Source organism: Pseudomonas sp. H3(2019) (assembly GCF_007713465.1).
In the GTDB taxonomy this organism is placed as follows: domain Bacteria; phylum Pseudomonadota; class Gammaproteobacteria; order Pseudomonadales; family Pseudomonadaceae; genus Aquipseudomonas.
The window spans coordinates 25,469-41,769 of record NZ_VMSG01000038.1 but is presented as its reverse complement, the minus strand read 5'-3'; the positions used below and the strand labels follow the sequence as shown (position 1 = coordinate 41,769).

13 protein-coding genes and 8 pseudogenes are annotated in these 16,301 nt (G+C 56.0%); 7 read left to right on the top strand and 14 right to left on the bottom strand.

All coding sequences use genetic code 11. The annotated features are described in order from the left end of the window. A partial coding sequence (locus tag FPT12_RS26750) for a fructose-bisphosphate aldolase (protein ID WP_145022365.1) occupies positions 1-272 on the top strand: 272 nt, incomplete at its 5' end. Positions 273-584: 312 nt separating this feature from the next. On the opposite strand, the gene FPT12_RS26745 is transcribed toward FPT12_RS26750, so the two are convergent. Next, positions 585-1,169 (bottom strand): DUF805 domain-containing protein, encoded by a 585-nt coding sequence (locus tag FPT12_RS26745; protein ID WP_145022362.1) that lies wholly within the window; start codon positions 1,167-1,169, stop codon positions 585-587. 492 nt (positions 1,170-1,661) lie between these two features. Between FPT12_RS26745 and dapF the strand changes: the two genes are divergently transcribed. From dapF to FPT12_RS26730, 3 genes are all read left to right on the top strand, one after another. Further along, entirely contained in the window at positions 1,662-2,480 is an 819-nt protein-coding gene (dapF, locus tag FPT12_RS26740; protein WP_145022359.1) for a diaminopimelate epimerase, read from the top strand. Positions 2,481-2,719: 239 nt separating this feature from the next. Beyond that, entirely contained in the window at positions 2,720-3,163 is a 444-nt protein-coding gene (locus FPT12_RS26735) for a hypothetical protein (RefSeq protein ID WP_145022356.1), read from the top strand. Positions 3,164-3,334: 171 nt separating this feature from the next. Beyond that, positions 3,335-3,961 (top strand): hypothetical protein, encoded by a 627-nt coding sequence (locus tag FPT12_RS26730; protein ID WP_256676873.1) that lies wholly within the window; start codon positions 3,335-3,337, stop codon positions 3,959-3,961. A 576-nt stretch (positions 3,962-4,537) separates the two neighbouring features. On the opposite strand, the gene FPT12_RS26720 is transcribed toward FPT12_RS26730, so the two are convergent. From FPT12_RS26720 to FPT12_RS26700, 5 genes and pseudogenes are all read right to left on the bottom strand, one after another. Continuing rightward, a complete protein-coding gene (locus FPT12_RS26720) occupies positions 4,538-6,298 on the bottom strand; it encodes an L-tyrosine/L-tryptophan isonitrile synthase family protein (RefSeq protein ID WP_145022350.1) in 1,761 nt (586 codons plus the stop codon). Between the two features lie 29 nt (positions 6,299-6,327). After that, positions 6,328-7,044, bottom strand: coding sequence for an HAD family hydrolase (locus FPT12_RS26715; protein ID WP_145022374.1), 717 nt, complete (start codon positions 7,042-7,044; stop codon positions 6,328-6,330). Next, positions 7,044-8,039, bottom strand: a complete 996-nt coding sequence (locus FPT12_RS26710; RefSeq protein ID WP_145022348.1) for an isocyanide synthase family protein — start codon at positions 8,037-8,039, stop codon at positions 7,044-7,046. Before FPT12_RS26710 ends, FPT12_RS26715 begins: the two co-directional genes overlap by 1 nt. 187 nt (positions 8,040-8,226) lie before the next feature. Continuing rightward, a pseudogene (locus FPT12_RS26705) lies at positions 8,227-8,628 on the bottom strand (GNAT family N-acetyltransferase); the annotation flags it as partial. Continuing rightward, positions 8,619-8,876: pseudogene (locus FPT12_RS26700) on the bottom strand (MFS transporter); the annotation flags it as partial. The pseudogenes FPT12_RS26705 and FPT12_RS26700, both read right to left, overlap by 10 nt. 273 nt (positions 8,877-9,149) lie before the next feature. Here FPT12_RS26700 and FPT12_RS26695 point away from each other — a divergent pair. Continuing rightward, positions 9,150-9,763 (top strand): annotated as a pseudogene (locus FPT12_RS26695) (LysE family translocator). A gap of 213 nt (positions 9,764-9,976) precedes the next feature. On the opposite strand, the pseudogene FPT12_RS28470 reads toward FPT12_RS26695, so the two are convergent. From FPT12_RS28470 to FPT12_RS26665, 7 genes and pseudogenes are all read right to left on the bottom strand, one after another. Beyond that, a pseudogene (locus FPT12_RS28470) lies at positions 9,977-10,114 on the bottom strand (IS5/IS1182 family transposase); the annotation flags it as partial. Beyond that, positions 10,103-10,369 (bottom strand): annotated as a pseudogene (locus FPT12_RS26690) (transposase); the annotation flags it as partial. The pseudogenes FPT12_RS28470 and FPT12_RS26690, both read right to left, overlap by 12 nt. Positions 10,370-10,432: 63 nt before the next feature. Continuing rightward, positions 10,433-11,434, bottom strand: coding sequence for an aromatic ring-hydroxylating dioxygenase subunit alpha (locus tag FPT12_RS26685; protein ID WP_145022342.1), 1,002 nt, complete (start codon positions 11,432-11,434; stop codon positions 10,433-10,435). After that, positions 11,431-12,570 carry a GNAT family N-acetyltransferase gene (locus FPT12_RS26680; RefSeq protein ID WP_145022339.1) on the bottom strand — a complete coding sequence of 380 codons (1,140 nt, stop codon included), beginning with the start codon at positions 12,568-12,570 and terminating at the stop codon, positions 11,431-11,433. Before FPT12_RS26680 ends, FPT12_RS26685 begins: the two co-directional genes overlap by 4 nt. Next, positions 12,567-13,721, bottom strand: a complete 1,155-nt coding sequence (locus FPT12_RS26675) for an ATP-grasp domain-containing protein (protein WP_145022336.1) — start codon at positions 13,719-13,721, stop codon at positions 12,567-12,569. The genes FPT12_RS26680 and FPT12_RS26675 overlap by 4 nt, the downstream gene beginning before the upstream one ends. Before the next feature lie 255 nt (positions 13,722-13,976). Continuing rightward, positions 13,977-14,042: pseudogene (locus tag FPT12_RS27780) on the bottom strand (glutathione S-transferase); the annotation flags it as partial. A 279-nt stretch (positions 14,043-14,321) separates the two neighbouring features. Then, positions 14,322-14,744 (bottom strand): annotated as a pseudogene (locus FPT12_RS26665) (IS5 family transposase); the annotation flags it as partial. Between FPT12_RS26665 and FPT12_RS28170 the strand changes: the two are divergent. Together FPT12_RS28170 and FPT12_RS26655 are read left to right on the top strand one after the other, a co-directional pair. Beyond that, positions 14,684-14,920 (top strand): annotated as a pseudogene (locus FPT12_RS28170) (MFS transporter); the annotation flags it as partial. The pseudogenes FPT12_RS26665 and FPT12_RS28170 overlap by 61 nt on opposite strands. 157 nt (positions 14,921-15,077) lie before the next feature. After that, on the top strand, positions 15,078-15,608 hold the full coding sequence (locus tag FPT12_RS26655; protein WP_145022332.1) for a nuclear transport factor 2 family protein: 531 nt from the start codon (positions 15,078-15,080) through the stop codon (positions 15,606-15,608). 417 nt (positions 15,609-16,025) lie between these two features. On the opposite strand, the gene FPT12_RS26645 is transcribed toward FPT12_RS26655, so the two are convergent. Continuing rightward, complete coding sequence (locus tag FPT12_RS26645) at positions 16,026-16,298, bottom strand: DUF2798 domain-containing protein (RefSeq protein ID WP_054598115.1); 273 nt, start codon at positions 16,296-16,298, stop codon at positions 16,026-16,028. Positions 16,299-16,301: the final 3 nt, after the last annotated feature.

Below are 16,301 nucleotides of genomic sequence, written 5' to 3'. Positions count from 1 at the left end.
ACCGCTTCACCCCCATGTCCCAATTCGCCACCGACTGCCCAGTCCTGCACATCGACAGCGACGTCCCGCTCCGCGAACTCCACAACTGCGTCAACGAACGCCTCAACGCCGTCCTCAAATACCTCAACCTCATGGCCTGCACCAGCCTCCCCGACTACGCCGAGAACGACATCAACACCGTCACCAACATCGCCCGGATCATGGTCCAGGATATTGCTGATGTGTTTGGGGTGATTGAGCAGCGTGGGTTTGATACGCCCAAGGGTCAGTGACCCGCATTTAGTTGAAAAAAAAACGTATTGCTGCGGTTTTTTGCCTGCTTACATTCCGTTTTTATCCTGCCGGAAGCGGTTAGTCGATTACGACTGACCGCTTCCACAACCCAAAGCTGACGGTCGCGACAGGCAGAGAACGGCCAAGAGCGGACGTTTAGAGCAGAGAAATAAATCTGTTCTCTTTTCCCAATGGACATCACCGCGGCGTACGCAGGACTATCGCGTGGTGCGCGCAGCGCTCTCTACAAAGGCACCTGAGCACTTGGCGCCGCGCAATGAGGCGAAGCATGGACTTCGCGTACGCTAACGTTATGCCTGAGCCAATGCATTAAAGAACCACTCGTAGAGTGCCTGTGGGTGGTATTGGGGAAAATACGCAACTAGCACGGTTGAAGTTACAAGCGCCAGCACCACCAACAGCGCGGTAAGTAGCTTTACCAACGTCGAGAGAGGTGGATTGGGCGGGCCGTATTTATTAATCGCTTTACGCCCCGGAAGCATGATGAGCGGAAGCGTTATCACAAAACCGATAACAGGGAATACGGAGAGCATTCCCCATATCGGACTCCAGCCTAGATCACGTGCCCTGCGTACCAGTAGAGACACGTTGAGCAGGATGGCAGGAACGACAACGGTGACACCGACTATCAGCAAAACCACCAGTTGATGGCGCAACCCCACCATAAAGAACAACAGCAAAATGCACGGAAGAACCAGCACCAAGGGCACATGAATCAGCCAGAAGCGCGCCAGAGAAATACGCCCGGAAAAATCAAAAATCTTGGAGTTTGAAAACGTGACAACCTCGTCGTCAATCAGTTGGGCGTCGCCCGGTTGGTATGGGTTTTCGATTTCGCTGCTGATGCTGCCGAAAACGGGCTCTATCCTGGCCATTTAGTGCTATTCCCTTGTGTTTGATGGTGCTATTCACGTCACAACGTTTACGCCTCATATCTAATCGAAGGCCGGCATCAAACTCAAGAGAAAAGACGCTATCGTGTAAGGGGGGCTGTGTGCACCACAGCATGTGTGGGGCTGTCGCATGGTGCGCGCAGTACACCTTATGAAGTGTTTTGCCGCTAGTAAGAAGGCGGGTCATGTCCCTACTCTGAACGACGGCTTCTGGCCGTTTTCTGCCTGTCACGAATGACCGGTTTGGCAAAGCGGACAGTCAATAGCGCCAGGTGCTACCGACCAAAAGAGGCCACTCAGATGCATCTACATAACCGTCCAGGCAACACACCCTTTGATGCCGTCGCCTAAGGTATGTATCTGCCAAACACATCTGCCTCTCGAGCTTTCACACCGCTTGCAAAAATTGTGCGAGCGGGGCTAGATCACCTTTAAACGTCCATCCACCATATGTCCTGTCACTAGGTTCTATCAATGCCGCTGAGTTTTCATAAAATGCACGCCAATGGCGATGACTTCGTTATCGTAGACTCGCGAAATTCGTCCAATCCAATGACAAGTAACATGGCGCGGCGGATGGGGGATCGGAACCAAGGAGTCGGATTCAATCAACTCGCAGTGGTGCTCGATTGCGATGATGCAGATGCGCGCTTGATGTTTTGGAATGCAGATGGTTCCACGCTGGACGTTTGTGGCAGCGCAACGCGGGGTGCCGCGGATATGCTGATGCGCGAATCCAATATTACTTCGATAGCGCTCCGAACCAACCGTGGTCTCCTGACTTGCGAACGAACCTCAACCGGCGCAATTTCGGTCGACATGGGAGAGCCACTTTTCGGCTGGTCGGATATTCCTCTGGCTCTGGAAATGGACACAGCTGTTTTGCCGCTTGCTGGTGACCCATCAGCTTGCAGCATGGGAAATCCGCACTGCACCTATTTTGTGGATGATCTAACAGCTGTTGATATCGCGACAATCGGGCCGGCAATTGAAACCAACCCCCTATTTCCCCTCAGGACGAACGTGCATTTCGTCCAGATCATTGACCGAAAGCACATTCGATTGCGCATTTGGGAGCGCTGGGGCGGTATTCCGCTTGGTTCAGGTTCCTGCTCTTGCGGCGCTGCTGTTAACGGAATTCGTCGTGGTTTGTTAGACAACTCCGTGGAGGTTGAATGTGATGGCGGGACTGTAACGGTTCAATGGGATGGCGTGGGACCTGTCTTTCTGACCGGACCGGTCGAGGCGATTTTTTCGGGAATAATTACAGATGGCCTGGTACAGGCTTTGTAGTTTCTATATCTGTGACAACAGCGAAATTAATCATTCACAACCAAAATCTGGTACTTATTGCGTAACAAAGGGGACACCCATTAGCCTTGATTTGAGACCGATTAATGGGCGCGTCCCTTTTTCCAGGTCATTAACTTATCTGGCGGCAGTGACGCCTAATAGACGGTTCAAGGCCATTCGCGTCGCTTACTCGGAGCTGCACTCCGCAGCCCTCCCCTAAACCAAACATTAGGCTTCGTATGCATCCAGTAGCGAAAAAATATTTTGAGTTACATCCAGAGAAACAAAAAAAGGTCCAGATTGATCTTTGCAAAAAGGCTTATAAGCTTTGGCTTAACTACACCAGCAACAACGGAATCACTGAATACCGTGAAACCATTGCAGGAACAGTGCAAAAAATTGACTTTTCTTTACCCTACGACGCAATAGAAGCAGTCATCCATGGCAAAGACGAATTAAATATTAATGAGCGATACTTAGAACCTGCTGCGGCCCTACAAGACGAAGATCTAAAATTTAGCGCCGACATGGAAATGGCATATTATTCAATTTACAACCTTTACCAGCACCACATAACAGGGAAGCTAGGTGATAGCTGGGTTATAGTTAATCAGGCTCTATCGGCACTCGGAGAGTACGATACGATTAAACATTTAGAAGCTGCAATTAACAGTGCAGCCTAACCCTATACAAAGGTGACCTATCTATTTACTCAAATAGATAGGTCACCTTTTTCCTGGCACCTTTTTCCTAAGCAGATTTCCGGCCCGCTGATTAACCAAACGCTGGTAGATTTTACGTAGCAACGCAGACTTCAAAACGGCGCATGCGTTTTCACCCAGCCTGGGGCGAAAGTGGACGCTCGCATCACCTGTGCTAACGTACAGCGAAATTTTCAGGCTCGTTCGACCGACATGAATACTTCATACCTCGATCCACTGCGTCAGACTATCGGCCAGCTTCCCATCTCCCCACCACCGTCCCCTTGGGAGATCGCCGCTCAGTTTGCCGTGGGAAGCCTTCTGGAAGTTGGTTTCGACCGCGACTCCGAACTGTTACTGGTGACCTCCAGCTCAGGACGTAGCGTTATCGATTGCCTGACAGGTCAGAAGATCGCAAGAGACTATACGGAGGATGTCGAAAGTAATCAGTACTTGGAGGCTGAAGGTATCGGTCCACTGACAGGCAAGACTATTCCCATGGCCGGTATCAATGGAGGCAGCCTGCCTGTGGGTGCTTTCGACGGTTGGATGATCGAGAACGTTCCCTTGAATTGGCCGTGCCATCATTTACTTCTGGTCGAGCCGGGTTCATGCCTGTATGGCGCCCGATATAAACAGGCCAGTGCCTTTCACAAACTGGCGATCGAGATCGGACTGAGAGCTTTCGGGTTCTCCTATACTGGCCAAACCTTAATTATCGCTACATCGGACAGCCTGATCGTTTACAGGCGTAGCACAACACCAAACGCTGCTCTGTGAGTTCAATGTCCGTCTATAGATAACAAAGGGGCCACAGATTTATTTTTGGGCCAAGATTTGTGCCTAGGAGCGGAACCCGCCAAGGCAGTAAATAAATCCACCCCTTCCTGTTTTTGTACAAAAGGTAGACATCACTGTGGAGAGATTCTCAATTTATAGCGGAGATGTTTTGGTAGGCCACTCGACACTCGAACAAGGGGATCCACCCATGGGCGTAGTTTTTGGTCAGTTCGAACCTGCCGATGGGTATTCTGTAATCCAGAATGAATGTTGCACAAACCATCACGATCAGTCCGCACTAAATATTTCTGTTCAGACTGAAGCAGGTATGGTTATTCCATGCGCTGGTGTGAGCATCCTGGATTATTCGAAAGAGCTTCTGCCTCCTTGCATTGAGATAAATATACTCGGCGTTCCGTATCACTTATATGAGAAATTATTTACTCAACACGTTGCTTTGTACGAATACCAGTTTAGCTAAACGAATGTGAAGGCAGCCCCAGTGACGTCAAACGGGCTACCTATAAGGGAATTTCTTGCAAGGCCCTGTCTCCAGGGCCTGCCAGACAATTGCGGTTAGTAAACCTGCGCCCGCCACAGCTCCCGCGAGGCGGAAGCCGCCGACATCGGCAGTCGGCCGTGCAGCGTCCGATAGTTGTCGATCAGCACCAGATCACCTTCGCTCCATTGATGGGCGATCAGGCAGTCCGGGTCATAAACCAGCGCGTTGACCTGTTCAAGCAGCGCCTGCTGGGCCTGCTCATCATGGTCCTGCACAGACTGGCTCAGTGTCTGCAATCCTGAGTCGGTGCCCTCTTGGTAACGCAGGATGAGTTCGCCGCTACGGGGGTGATGATCCACCAGGCTGAACATGCGCGGCGAACCACCGAAGTAAGTCATCTTGGTGTAGTAGGTGATGTTCACCGCCTGCCATTGTCGGGCGACTTGCTGCCCGGCTTTTCGCAGCACGTTTCGGCTGTCGACGATGATCGTCTGACCCTCGCCCGGCTGCGGCGCTGTCTTGCAATACAGCATGAATTTGCTGGCGCAGAATTTCGGATTGCGCTGAACCTGTGGGTCGCTGTCGGGCAGCATGTTCAGGTCCCAGTGCAATGGCGTTTTCTCCAGCGAGTGCACCACGCCTTGGGGTTTGTCCGCGGGCTTGACCACATTCACGGCACCGAAGGCCCACTCGTACAGCGTGCCAAAGCGTTCGCAGCTGCGAGCGAAACTGTCCTGGTCGTCGAAGCGACAGCCCTTGAGACAGACGAAACCAAAGGTTTCCACCAGTGCCTCCAGCAGGCCGCTGGACAGTCGCTCGAAACCCAGCCCCAGCGGGTCTCGCACCACCAGGCCAAATAGCGGAAGCTTTTGTAGTTCGTATTCGAAGCCTTGGGCCTGCGGGCTTTCGGTTTGGTGGTAGAGCCATGGCCGCCCCTGCCAGGTGACCAGCACATGGTGGTCGAGGTCGACCTGGGCCCGTGCGCGAAGACGCTGGCTACCATCGATGTTGCACACCGGCACGGCATGCCAGGGGCTGTCGACACGGGTCAGCCCTTCAGCCATCCCAACGGTGAATTTGGGCCCGGCATTGCTGTACTGATGGACCGATAATCGAATGTCGTCGCCGAAGAAACGATCCACTACCGCATTCAATGCCTGCCCACGAAACATCATCTGGTAGGCCTTGAAGTTAATTTGCTGCAGGTACTCGTCCTCGCTCTGCCCGTCCTCACGGCACAGGCGCAGGTCGTTATACAAATGACTGCAGAGGTTGTCATGGGCCTGGCCGAGGGATTCATCGTGCCGGCTCTGCTCGATCAGTTCTCCAAGGTTTTTCCAGGGTAGACGGGCCTGCTTGACCAGGCTGGCGCGGACCGCCTCGGCACTTTGGGCCTGCGGGAACAGGTCTTCCATGCTGACCCACTGAATCGTATGGGTGGTGCACAGTTCACGCAACGCCCGGTTGTAGGCTGCGCGAACGTCGTCGGCCACCCCAACGATGTCATTGAACGTCGTCCCGTCGCTGAGGATCGACACCACACAGCCCGGTGTGTGCAACGCGGCGATCGCTTGGCCGAGCTGGTCAAGGCGCTCGATGGCCATTACCTCACCATAATCCGGCAGCACGCCGAAGGTCTGGTCACTGGCATTTGGCGACTTGCAAGGGAAACCTGGCAGTACCAGACGCACTGGCAGGTTTTGATCAAAGTACTGCCCCAGGCTGCGCGCCAGATGCGCCCGGCCTTGTGTTTCGAAACAATCATCCGTGCCTTTGAGCAGATAACCAGACAGCAAATCGCTGACGGCAGCGATCCAGGCATCTCTATGTTCCATAGAACAACTTCCTTGAGGGTTTGTGTGTATCAATAGGATTTGACGGTATCGCCATGTTCGGTGAGCGCATGCGCTGTCCCGCAGACTTGCTGCAGAATGCGCAACAACCCGGCCGGTTGCTCACAGCAGAAGTCCGGAGTGTGGGCCTGCAACGTATGAGTCAGGCCATACCCCCAGGTGACCGCTGCCGAGTACATACCTGCAGCACGGGCAGTTTTCAGGTCGATCTCTGTGTCACCGACGAACAAACAGCGTTGCGGATCAACCGACAACCGCCGGGCGGCTTCCCAAGCGACATCCGGCTGAGGTTTGAGTGACCTGCCCGTGCGATGCCCCAGAATCGGCCCGAAAGCATTCTGCGGCAGCAATGTTCTGGAAACCTGCAAGGCCATTTCCTCGGCCTTGTTGGTCACGATAGCCAGCGGCAGCTGTAATTGGCGGCAGCCTTCGAGCAACTCCAATACACCGCTGAATGGCCGGGAAAATTGAACCAGGTTGTGCTGATATAGCGTCACATAGCGCTGGTGCAGGGCAATCGCATCCGCGATAGCAAACTGCGCGGCAACCCGCTCAATCATCGCAGTGGTCCCGCCACCGATATACCCCCGCACCGTTTCCGCAGTCAGCGCCGGGCAACCGTGTTCGAGTAACAGCTGGTTCAGGCACCAGGTGATGTCAGGCAAGGTGTCCACCAGGGTTCCATCCAAATCGAAGAGTACGGCTTCGACCCGCAACCGAGACGCCATCATTGAGCGCTGGCGTAGTGACAAGGACGCCCCTTGCGGAACACCAGACGGTGGTAGCGCTCATCGACATTACTGCGTTTTTCGAGGGTGACCACACCCCGTCGCTTGATGGCTACCGAATGCCAGGGAGTACGCCACAGGTCACTGGTTGGCACCAGCCGGATACCGATCTTCGTCGACACCGCCAGTTGCGGGTGAATCGACAGGCGCAGGCAATGCGGGTAGCGCGCCAGTAACAGGGCGCTCCAGGCTTCACTGCGCTGAATCACCCGCTGGGAGGCCGGCTTGGCGACCTTCTTCACCGCATTCAGGCTCATGCCGGCGAATACCTTGAGCCCCGAGTAATCCTCGGAAAGAAAGCGATGGATACCGCAGTACATCAACATCATGTGCGGTTCATCCTTGAAGCGCTGCTGCAATAGAAGCAATGACTGGCCGTGCTCGATCATCATTTCCTCACGCATGGAGTCCAGACAATCAAGCTGAGGATAGGCATCCCTGAGGTCGAAATGGGCGAACGTACCGGGATAAAGCTGATCGGCGTAATCCTGGATAGCGTCGGTGTAAGCCTTGACGTCAGAATCGGGAACATGCACCAGATCAGAGAACACATAGCCATCGGAGCAGATATGAATCAGCGCACCCGGCGCATAGATCTCCCGGATCTCCTCACACAGGCGGTGTAACTCGTCGATTGCATGGTGTTCAGCTAGATCAGGGAGATGGCTCAGGGTTTTCTTGCGGCTGGGCGACTTGCCGGGAAAGGCTGGCAAGACCATTTCGACCTTGCGACCGCTCTCGACCGCCTGCATTACCTTCGCCAGATGGGGTTCCAGCACCTGCAACGAAAGCTCATGATCCTGTTCCGGGGCAAGACTACGACGCCGAAACAGACATTCGAGGATTTGCTGGGCAATGTTCATGTGCGGGGTGTTCTGATGCGCATGCACCAGCTGACCGCCCGCCTGTTGGGCAACGGTATTTGAACCTTGCATAGACAATCCTTTGTATGGTGATTAACGGCCGTTTTTTGGCCATTAGCAGATATGTCCTACCTGCGGGGCGGCTAAATTCCTACAAGTCGTGAGAGTTTGTCAATCGTAGCCATCTGGAATATTACGTCCTGCACGAGCCCCCCGCCCCGGGGTCTGCAGCCAGTTAAGCAACTAACCCATGCCTGGCCTACAAAAGCCCTTTCACCATCGGTACACAAGCCAACTGAAGCCCGGAAGGTGAATAGTAAATAGCAGGTTCGTCACCCACGAAACCGCATCGCCGGTAAAAGGCAGCAGCGTTCAACGTAGCGTCCAGATTGACTGCTTTTAGCCCCATGTTCCGCGCCCGGCATTCGAGGTGGTTCAGGATTTTCAAGCCGATGCCTTGCTGCATAAAACCGGGAAGCACAAAGATTGCGCCAATTTCGCTGCTCTCCAGATCAAGCATTCCCGTCGCCACGGGTTCTCCTTGAATACAGCCCAGATAAAAGTGTTTTTCCATCAGGTCGCTGTACCCGTCCTTGGCTGATCCTGCCGTCCAGGCCAGCATTTGCTCCGTGGTGTAGGCGCCGATGCATTGATGCCGAAGGTGGTGCGCCAACCCACGAGGCCGCCCAACCAAGTGCCAAGTGGCACGCCCAGGGACAGGGCAATTGGTGTGCCGACCATGGCCAGCGCCTTGCCCTGTTGATGAGGCGCGACCATGCGTCGGGCGTAGCCGGCCAGCAGGCTCCAGGCCAGCCCCGCCGCGACACCGGCAAAGAAGCGCGCCACCAGGGTCACGCCGTAGTGGGATGACAGCGCGGTGATGGAGTTGAACAGCAAGAAACCGACGACTGCCCGTTTTCGTTCCCACTGACCAAACAATTACATTGGAGCCGACCACCGTTTACATCAGGCATTGACCAATGCCTGCCGAAGAAGCGACCGGTTGAATCCACAGTCGATTTCGGCCAGTCATAACAGGCAGAAATCGACCGAGAGTGCGTAAAAAAACAACTACGCTCAAAGGCCCTGTATCCAGTTATTATTTCGTTGTACGTTGAGGCCACGGTCGGCCTTGAACTGAAAGATGAGCGTCCCCGGCCACAACACTCGCAAGGAATGCACATGATCGATGGTCCCGCCGTTTTGACAGTCTTTCTGGTTTACCTGGCTGGCGTCCTTATTCCAGGGCCAAATTTCGTTGCGGTAGTCCACAAAGCGGTGGCGGCTACGCGGTCAGAAGCTTTGGCCTTAGTAGCAGGCATCGTATTGGTCAATTTATTCTGGGCCACCTGCGCAATCGCAGGTATCGGCGTTGTATTTGCTGCGTTCCCTTGGGCGGCGCTGATCGTAAAAGTTCTGGGGGCGGCCTATCTGATGTGGTTTGGATTCCGACTGCTGATCAAGGCTGGGAAGAGCGCGCTTACCCCCTGCAACAATCTTGTCGTCGGAAACTTTCGGCAGTCATTCAAGGGGTCGTTACGAATATTGGCAACCCTAAATCTATGGCCTTCTATGCCGCTATTTTTTCAGCGGCAGCCCCTGCCCACGTTTCACCAGGCACGTTTTTGTCGATGCTGGCAGTCGTAGTGGTGGTTTCGATGACGTGGTATGGAGTGGTCGCAATCGCCCTTTCGCAACCTAAGATCGCTTCAGCGTATCGAAGGGGGAAAAAAGCTATTGATCGATTATGCGGCGGTTTGATTTTGTCTCTAGGGATCCGGCAGTTGGTTCAATAAGTTACCTTTTTCTTTGGCCTACCCACCTCTCGCCCGGGTCTCTCAATGCCGCTGAGTTTTCATAAAATGCACGCCAATGGCGAAGCCCGCTAAGGATGCTCCGATCGACTTGCCGCACGGCGGCAAGTCGAAATTTCCTCGGTACTCACCGCTACTTGCCGAAAAATGCCTCATGTATAGCGTTTTTAGGGCTTTGCCACCCGGTCTTCCGTGTTATGCGCGCAACACGCCCATACCCATCAGCTGTTTTCGAGCCATCCACAGGTTTGAAAGGGCGAACAGCGTGGTCAGCTGAGCCGTTTTTTTCATCCGCCCACGAGAGCGCACTTTCATGTAACCAAACTGGCGCTTGGCCGTGATTTCGTAGAGTGCTTCTTCCATGGCCGGATCGCTCAGGGAGAACCCGTTCTGCAACAGGTGGATGCGCAGCATGGTTTCCAGGGGGTAGGGTTTTCTACCGCCGCCGGCCTTGGGGTAGAACGGTTCGATCAGCCCTAGCAGGCCTGTCCAGGGCACGACCTGATCCATCTCGGCGAGGAAGCGTTCGCGGCGTGTCTGCTTGCGCTTGCCGGCGTATTCGAAGTCGGAAAAGTTCATCTGGCTCATGGGCTGCTCGGATCAGGTGGTCAGGCGTATTTCAGCACATTTGAAGACTTGTTCGGAGATTCCCTAGAGCCAGATATCGAACTGGCGCTCCTCAAAGACCAGCGGTTGACCTTGCTCGAGCAACCGTCGAATACTCGGCCCAAGCAGGTCTTGCGGGCCATCCAGAGGTGCGACCAAGGACGCCTGGAAGCGTCGCTGATTGGCGCTGACCTGCTCCAGTATCTGTCGGTCCTGGCGCAGGACCACCCGAAACAACTGGCGCAATACGCTACGTTTGACCGCAGCGGGAAGCCAGCCGCGCGCTGTGGCGATCCGAGCAAACAGGCGTAACTGACTGTCGCCGCAAGGAGTCAGCCAAGCGCTGACCTGCAGATTGAGGCGGTCGCGGTGGTCGCGATACTCGATTTCCGCCAGGCCCGGCAGACGGAAACGTCCCATGCTAGCGCCTCGCTCACGTTCGAACAGTCGCGAGATCAGCCCGGACTGTTTGCCTTCCTCGCTGTACACCGCCTCGACGCCATCGGCGAGCGGGCGTACTCGGGCGCTGATTTTCTGCCGTTGCTTGTCATGGCGGATCCAGCCGGCGTGGACGAAATGGGTGTGGAAACCGTCGAGGAAATTCTCTGCCGCGTCCTGCAACGAACATTGCACTTGATCCGTGATCCAGAACGTGTCGAGTTTTTCCCGATGTTCGGCGGGGGCAACAGGCGGCACTGACGGGCGTTCGGCACTAAGGCCGACCCACACCAGCCCATGGGCTTCGCAACTAGGGAGACTGTCGAGTAGCGGCTTGCTGCACGGACCCAGCTCGGTGCCAGGCACGCGGGTGCAACGCCCGTCGGCGGCAAACCGCCAACCGTGATAAGGGCACTCGATCTGCCCGTCGCGGACCTTGCCCGCGCTCAACGGCGCGAAGCGGTGCGGACAGCGATCCGGCAGCGCGGCAGGGCGGCCGTCGTTGGCGCGGAACAGCACCAGCGGCGTGTCATGCACCTGGCACGCCAACGGTGTGTTTCGCAGTTCGTGGCTGAGTGCCACCGGCCACCACTGAGCAAGCGGATTCACAGTTTGAGCTTCCTCATCATGGGCACGCCGATTCCATGCAGCAGGCGGCTGAGCACGGTCCATACCAGCCGTCGGCCCCAGGACAGATGAGCGACGTGGATCAGGCTGTATTCGATCTGCGGTTGACCGCCGCGCAAGCGTTTGAACTCGGCGGCACCGGAGCTAAAATTCAGCACCTGGCGGCGCTCGACGGCTTCTTGCAGGCACAGGCGGGTCAGTTGCCGATACAGCCCGGCCCGTTGCGGCAGCGCGGTGTCGTAACCGACTATCGGAGTGCTGATCACTGCCGCATTGGCGAACCAGCCCAGCGCGCCGTCGATACGTCCGTCAGGGTTGCGCAAGGCGCGTAATTCGAGCCAGCCCTCGCGTTGGCCGCGCTGCATCCACTGAGCGCTGTAGTGCGGGTTTAACGTGCAGTACTTGTCCAGATAAAGCAGGTTGTAGAGGTGTTCGATGCGCTGGAAGTCGGCGTCGCTGAGCGCAGTGCCCGGCACCACTTCATACGGGCTGCGTCGTAACAGTGTGGCGTCCAGTCGGGTGTTGTGGTGCTTGAGAAACGGCGCCTGTGCCCCGGCCCTGCCGTCAAACAGATAGACCTGGCGGCTGGGGATGCTTAGGTAGCCGAGGGCCTCCAGGCATTGGCGCAACTCACGGTTGCTGAAGTCGTTTAGCGACCGAAAGCCGAACCCGTGATCTGGGAAGGCTCGCTGCAACAAAGCAGTGATCGCTGGCAGTTCGGCGACGTTCCAGTTGCTCGGGTAGAGGTTGGTCGACAGCAGCCAGTTGTTGACCTGCACCAGTTTGTCGACCTTGGCCGCGCTCAGCAGGCGGGCAACGCATTGGGTCAGCAGCTTCAGCGGCCAGGTCAGCCATGGCCGGCCGAGGCGCCTGAGTTCTTCGCGGGCATAACCGCTGTAGGCGGTCTGGGGCGACACTACGTAGCAGTTGTCGTCCGGTTCGTTGCCTTCGGTGATGCTGACCGGAAACTGCTGTGCGCCGGTGTCGAGCAGCGCCATGCGGGTGCTGACATTGCCGATCAAGCCCCCTGCGGCGCAGGCCCGTACGTAGTGCCGGGCGAGGCTGTCATCTGGGTTGGCAGGCTCGCTGAGGAGTTGTTCTTCGAACAGCAATTTCATTGCGTGTGCTCGCTTAACGGTTGACCGTTCCACTCGATGTCTGCCGTGGACGCAGCCAGCATACCGCAGCGCCGGGACGCGGCCCGGGCGATAATTTCTGCGAGGCTCAACACTTGCGCACCCAGCGGCCAGAAGTCGCCTTTCTGGACGATCGCATCGCGGGCAGCGACGTAGTCACGCCAGAACGGAGCGCTCAAGGCGCGTTGCGGTGCCGCCAGCAGAAGCATGGCTAGCGCGATCATCCGGGGTTCCGGTGTCGGTTCCAGCACGCGCTCGGGTGGGTCGATCAAACTGCTCACCAATGACCGGCGCTGGTTGTCGAACAGGTGCACGCCGCTGGTGGCCCGTGGGTTGCATTCCAGCACATGGAAACGGCCGTCGCGGTCCTCAATAAAGTCGAAGCCCACCTGGCCGGTGTAGCCTGTTTCACGGCCAAACTGTTCGAGGAACCGGCGCACCGACTCCGGTGCGCTCGGCTGGAAGTAGATCCCCGAGCCACGGCCCACCCGGTAGCGCGGGTGATAACAGCTGTGAGCGCGCAGGTCGCCGTCGATCAGTACGCTGAAACTGCAAAACTCCCGTCCTTCGATGAATCGCTGCGCCACCCACGGTGCGGCGTTAGTGGGCTGCACGGTGCGCAACTGTTGGGCAGACGGGCGAATCAAGGTCTGCGAGGCGAAGCGCGAATACGCCGGCTTGAACACCCACTGCGCGGTCTCGTCGGGGAGAGCCAGCAACGCCTGACGATCCGTCAGCAGACGGGTTTCGGGTGCGGCCAGCGCCCAGCCATGGGTCATGGCCGCGAAGTGACCCTTGTGATGCAAACGGTGCAACAGCGCAAAGTCGCTGGTCAGCACCCGGCACAGCGCTGCCAGGCGTACGACGCCGTGGGCCAGGTAAAACACTTCTTCGCAGGTCGGCAGCAACAGGTCGATGCGCTGCGTCTCGATCACCTTCGCGAGCGTTTCGACCCAGGCCGCCGGATCCTTTCTCGGTTCCGGCAGGCGCACGAAGTGCTTCGCCGAGCGGCTGAAACGGCTGAGCGGCTGGCTCAGCGAATCACCGACGCTGACGGTCCATCCGGCCTCGTCAAAGGCCCGCGCCCACTCCAGGCAGGCCGGCGCACGCGCGCCGAGAATCAGTACGTGCATGGCAAACCCTCGGGTAATTGCAGACGTTTCAGGCGTCGGAGTTTGGCGTGTGGCGGCGGCGCTTGCCAATGGCCGCAGCTCAACGCCGGAGGTTGCAGGCCGTGCTGGCGGATTTCATATTCCAGCCCGCACGAAGCGATATCCGAACAGACCAGCAGAATGCGTTGGTAGCGCCCGGCAATCAGCGGCCACGACAGAGTCGTCGACGGCGGCGATGAAGCCCAGGCAACGGGTGTTGATGTCCATGGCCGGAATCTCGGCGCAGGCCCCGAGCACCTTTCGTACGTTGATCGACGATGCGTTACCCAATATGCGCAACATTCCATGTCCTTATCGTTCAGGGTAGAAAGACCTCAACGCTTTCAAGGAGAAAGAGCGTGGATTCCAGTCTCGTTTCCCGCTCTGGATGTTGATCTACAGAGCTCCACAGCAGTCTGTAAGTCATTGAAAGTAGCCGCTTCGGCCTCTTTTTTCGTGCCGGAGAATTCTACCGAAAACCCGCTCCAGCTGCACATTTTGTGTACATCAATAAGTACTCTGACGCCTTTGATCACAGCATGAGTGACGACATTGCGCGTAGTTACCGATGTAGGACCGTCAGGCGATCTGCCAGAGCACTTCACGATTTTCGTGCTCCTTGCGCTTTTCGACACCGGTGTAACCGGCATCGACATACACCGCGTTTTCCTCGCCATGCAGCAGTTCGGCAGCCTGGGTGACATCGGCTACATTCGCCGCCGAGCCGTGAACGTGGTGAACCAGCACCGACTCGACGTCAGCCCCGATATGCGCCTTCATCCCAAAGAAATATTGGTTCCCTTTCTTCGTTTGGTGCATCTCCGGATCGCGCTTGCCGTCCTCGTTTTTGGTCGAACTGGGCGCGTGAATAATCGTCGCATCGACGATGGTGCCCTGGCGCAGCGAGAGGCCTTTTTCCTGCAAATAACCATTGATGACCAAATGGCGATGGTAATTTAGCAGTCGCCTTGAACGAGTCAGCACTTTACCTGGGAAGCGCATTAGGTGCTGGCGCAGGAGGTTTCCTATTGCTGTTGGAAATGCCAAGTTGGACGCTAGCGATCGGGGCCGGTGCAGTGGCGTTTCTTGGCACCGCATTGCAGCTTCTGGAGCTGCGCACACATCGATTTCGCCTATTCGGTAAAGTATTTCGAGCATCGGTCGCTGACCGCTTTAAATAAACAGCCGACCTCTGTTTCACTTCTCGAACTCGTTGTCGAACACGTTAAGCTTGCTTCAAGTTTTGCCTTTCACGTTCATCGACTTTAGAACGTGAAGGAGTGACCTCGGAAAGCAATCACCAACATTAACTTCATCGACTTTCAGGACGTCTCCAAGATGCCGACCACCGCTCGCTCGATTGAGAAATACATCCTTGCCAAGGACGGAAACCGACCAGACCTTCTGCGGCAATGCTTCACTCCCGACGCAACCCTTGAGATGGTTGTGCGTACAGGCGTCATTTCATTTCCCCCCCATGTCAACGGCCGAGCAGGCATCGCGGACATATTAGTGCGCCGCTTTGGCCAGTGTTATGAGAACGTTTATACTTTCTGCCTCGGCGAGCCACCAAAGACAGAGGCCACCGCACATACCTGCAAATGGTTGGTGGGGATGTCAGTTAAAGAAACTGGCGAACTGCGCGTAGGCTGCGGAGAATATCACTGGCGGTTCCTGCAAAAATCAGGGCTTGCATCGCATCTACGTATCACGATCGAACACATGCAAGCCTGCACAGCACAGGACCTGGAGTCAGTAATGAATTGGCTGCAGAGCCTCAATTATCCGTGGTGTCTCTCCAGCGATATGATTGATACAGCGCCGCATATCGGCAACATTGATCAAATCGTTGAATACCTTAAAACCTGAATATTGAGACATCCAACCAGTACAACTAACGTGATTGGATGGAAGCCCGCCGATGCGGCAGCAGCTCAATGCCTCTGCATGAACACCTCGGTTTTCCAGCGCAGCTTTCAGGCGGCCCGCACGATCCCTCGCCGCATCGTGCGTAGTTGCCTTATCGGTATACCCGACCTCACATCAGGTCGAACGTAAAAAACCGAGAACGCGAAAACCACATTCAGTGTCATCCCGACGCCAAGCTGCAAATGCTCCAGGATCACGACCTTGGTTTTGTAGACACGACTGAGTGACTCCGCTTGGCCGATTTCCGCCTGCAGCAACTAGCGTAATGGGTCGACTCCGGCCTGTGACGACCGGCAACAGTCAACCCGATATGGCGGTCCACAATGCCTCACCAATTGGGCCGCTGAGAGGCCGCTCTTAATGTGGGTGTACCGTTAAAGACACCAGTTTGAGCACAATGGGGCGAACGACCAGTATGCACAGGAATGCAACGGGCATAGCCAGTTTATAGGCATGCAGCGTATTACTTAGATAATCAGTCTCAATGCCGGAATTTGCCGCAGTGATCACGAGTGACATCAAGAGCGCCATGATGGTGGCCATATAGAGTGCGAAAATATAGTGAGTCGTGCGAGCCGAGAGCTTGCGCCGGTTGAAAAATAGAGCTTTAGAGGATGCTTGGGGATTCATATC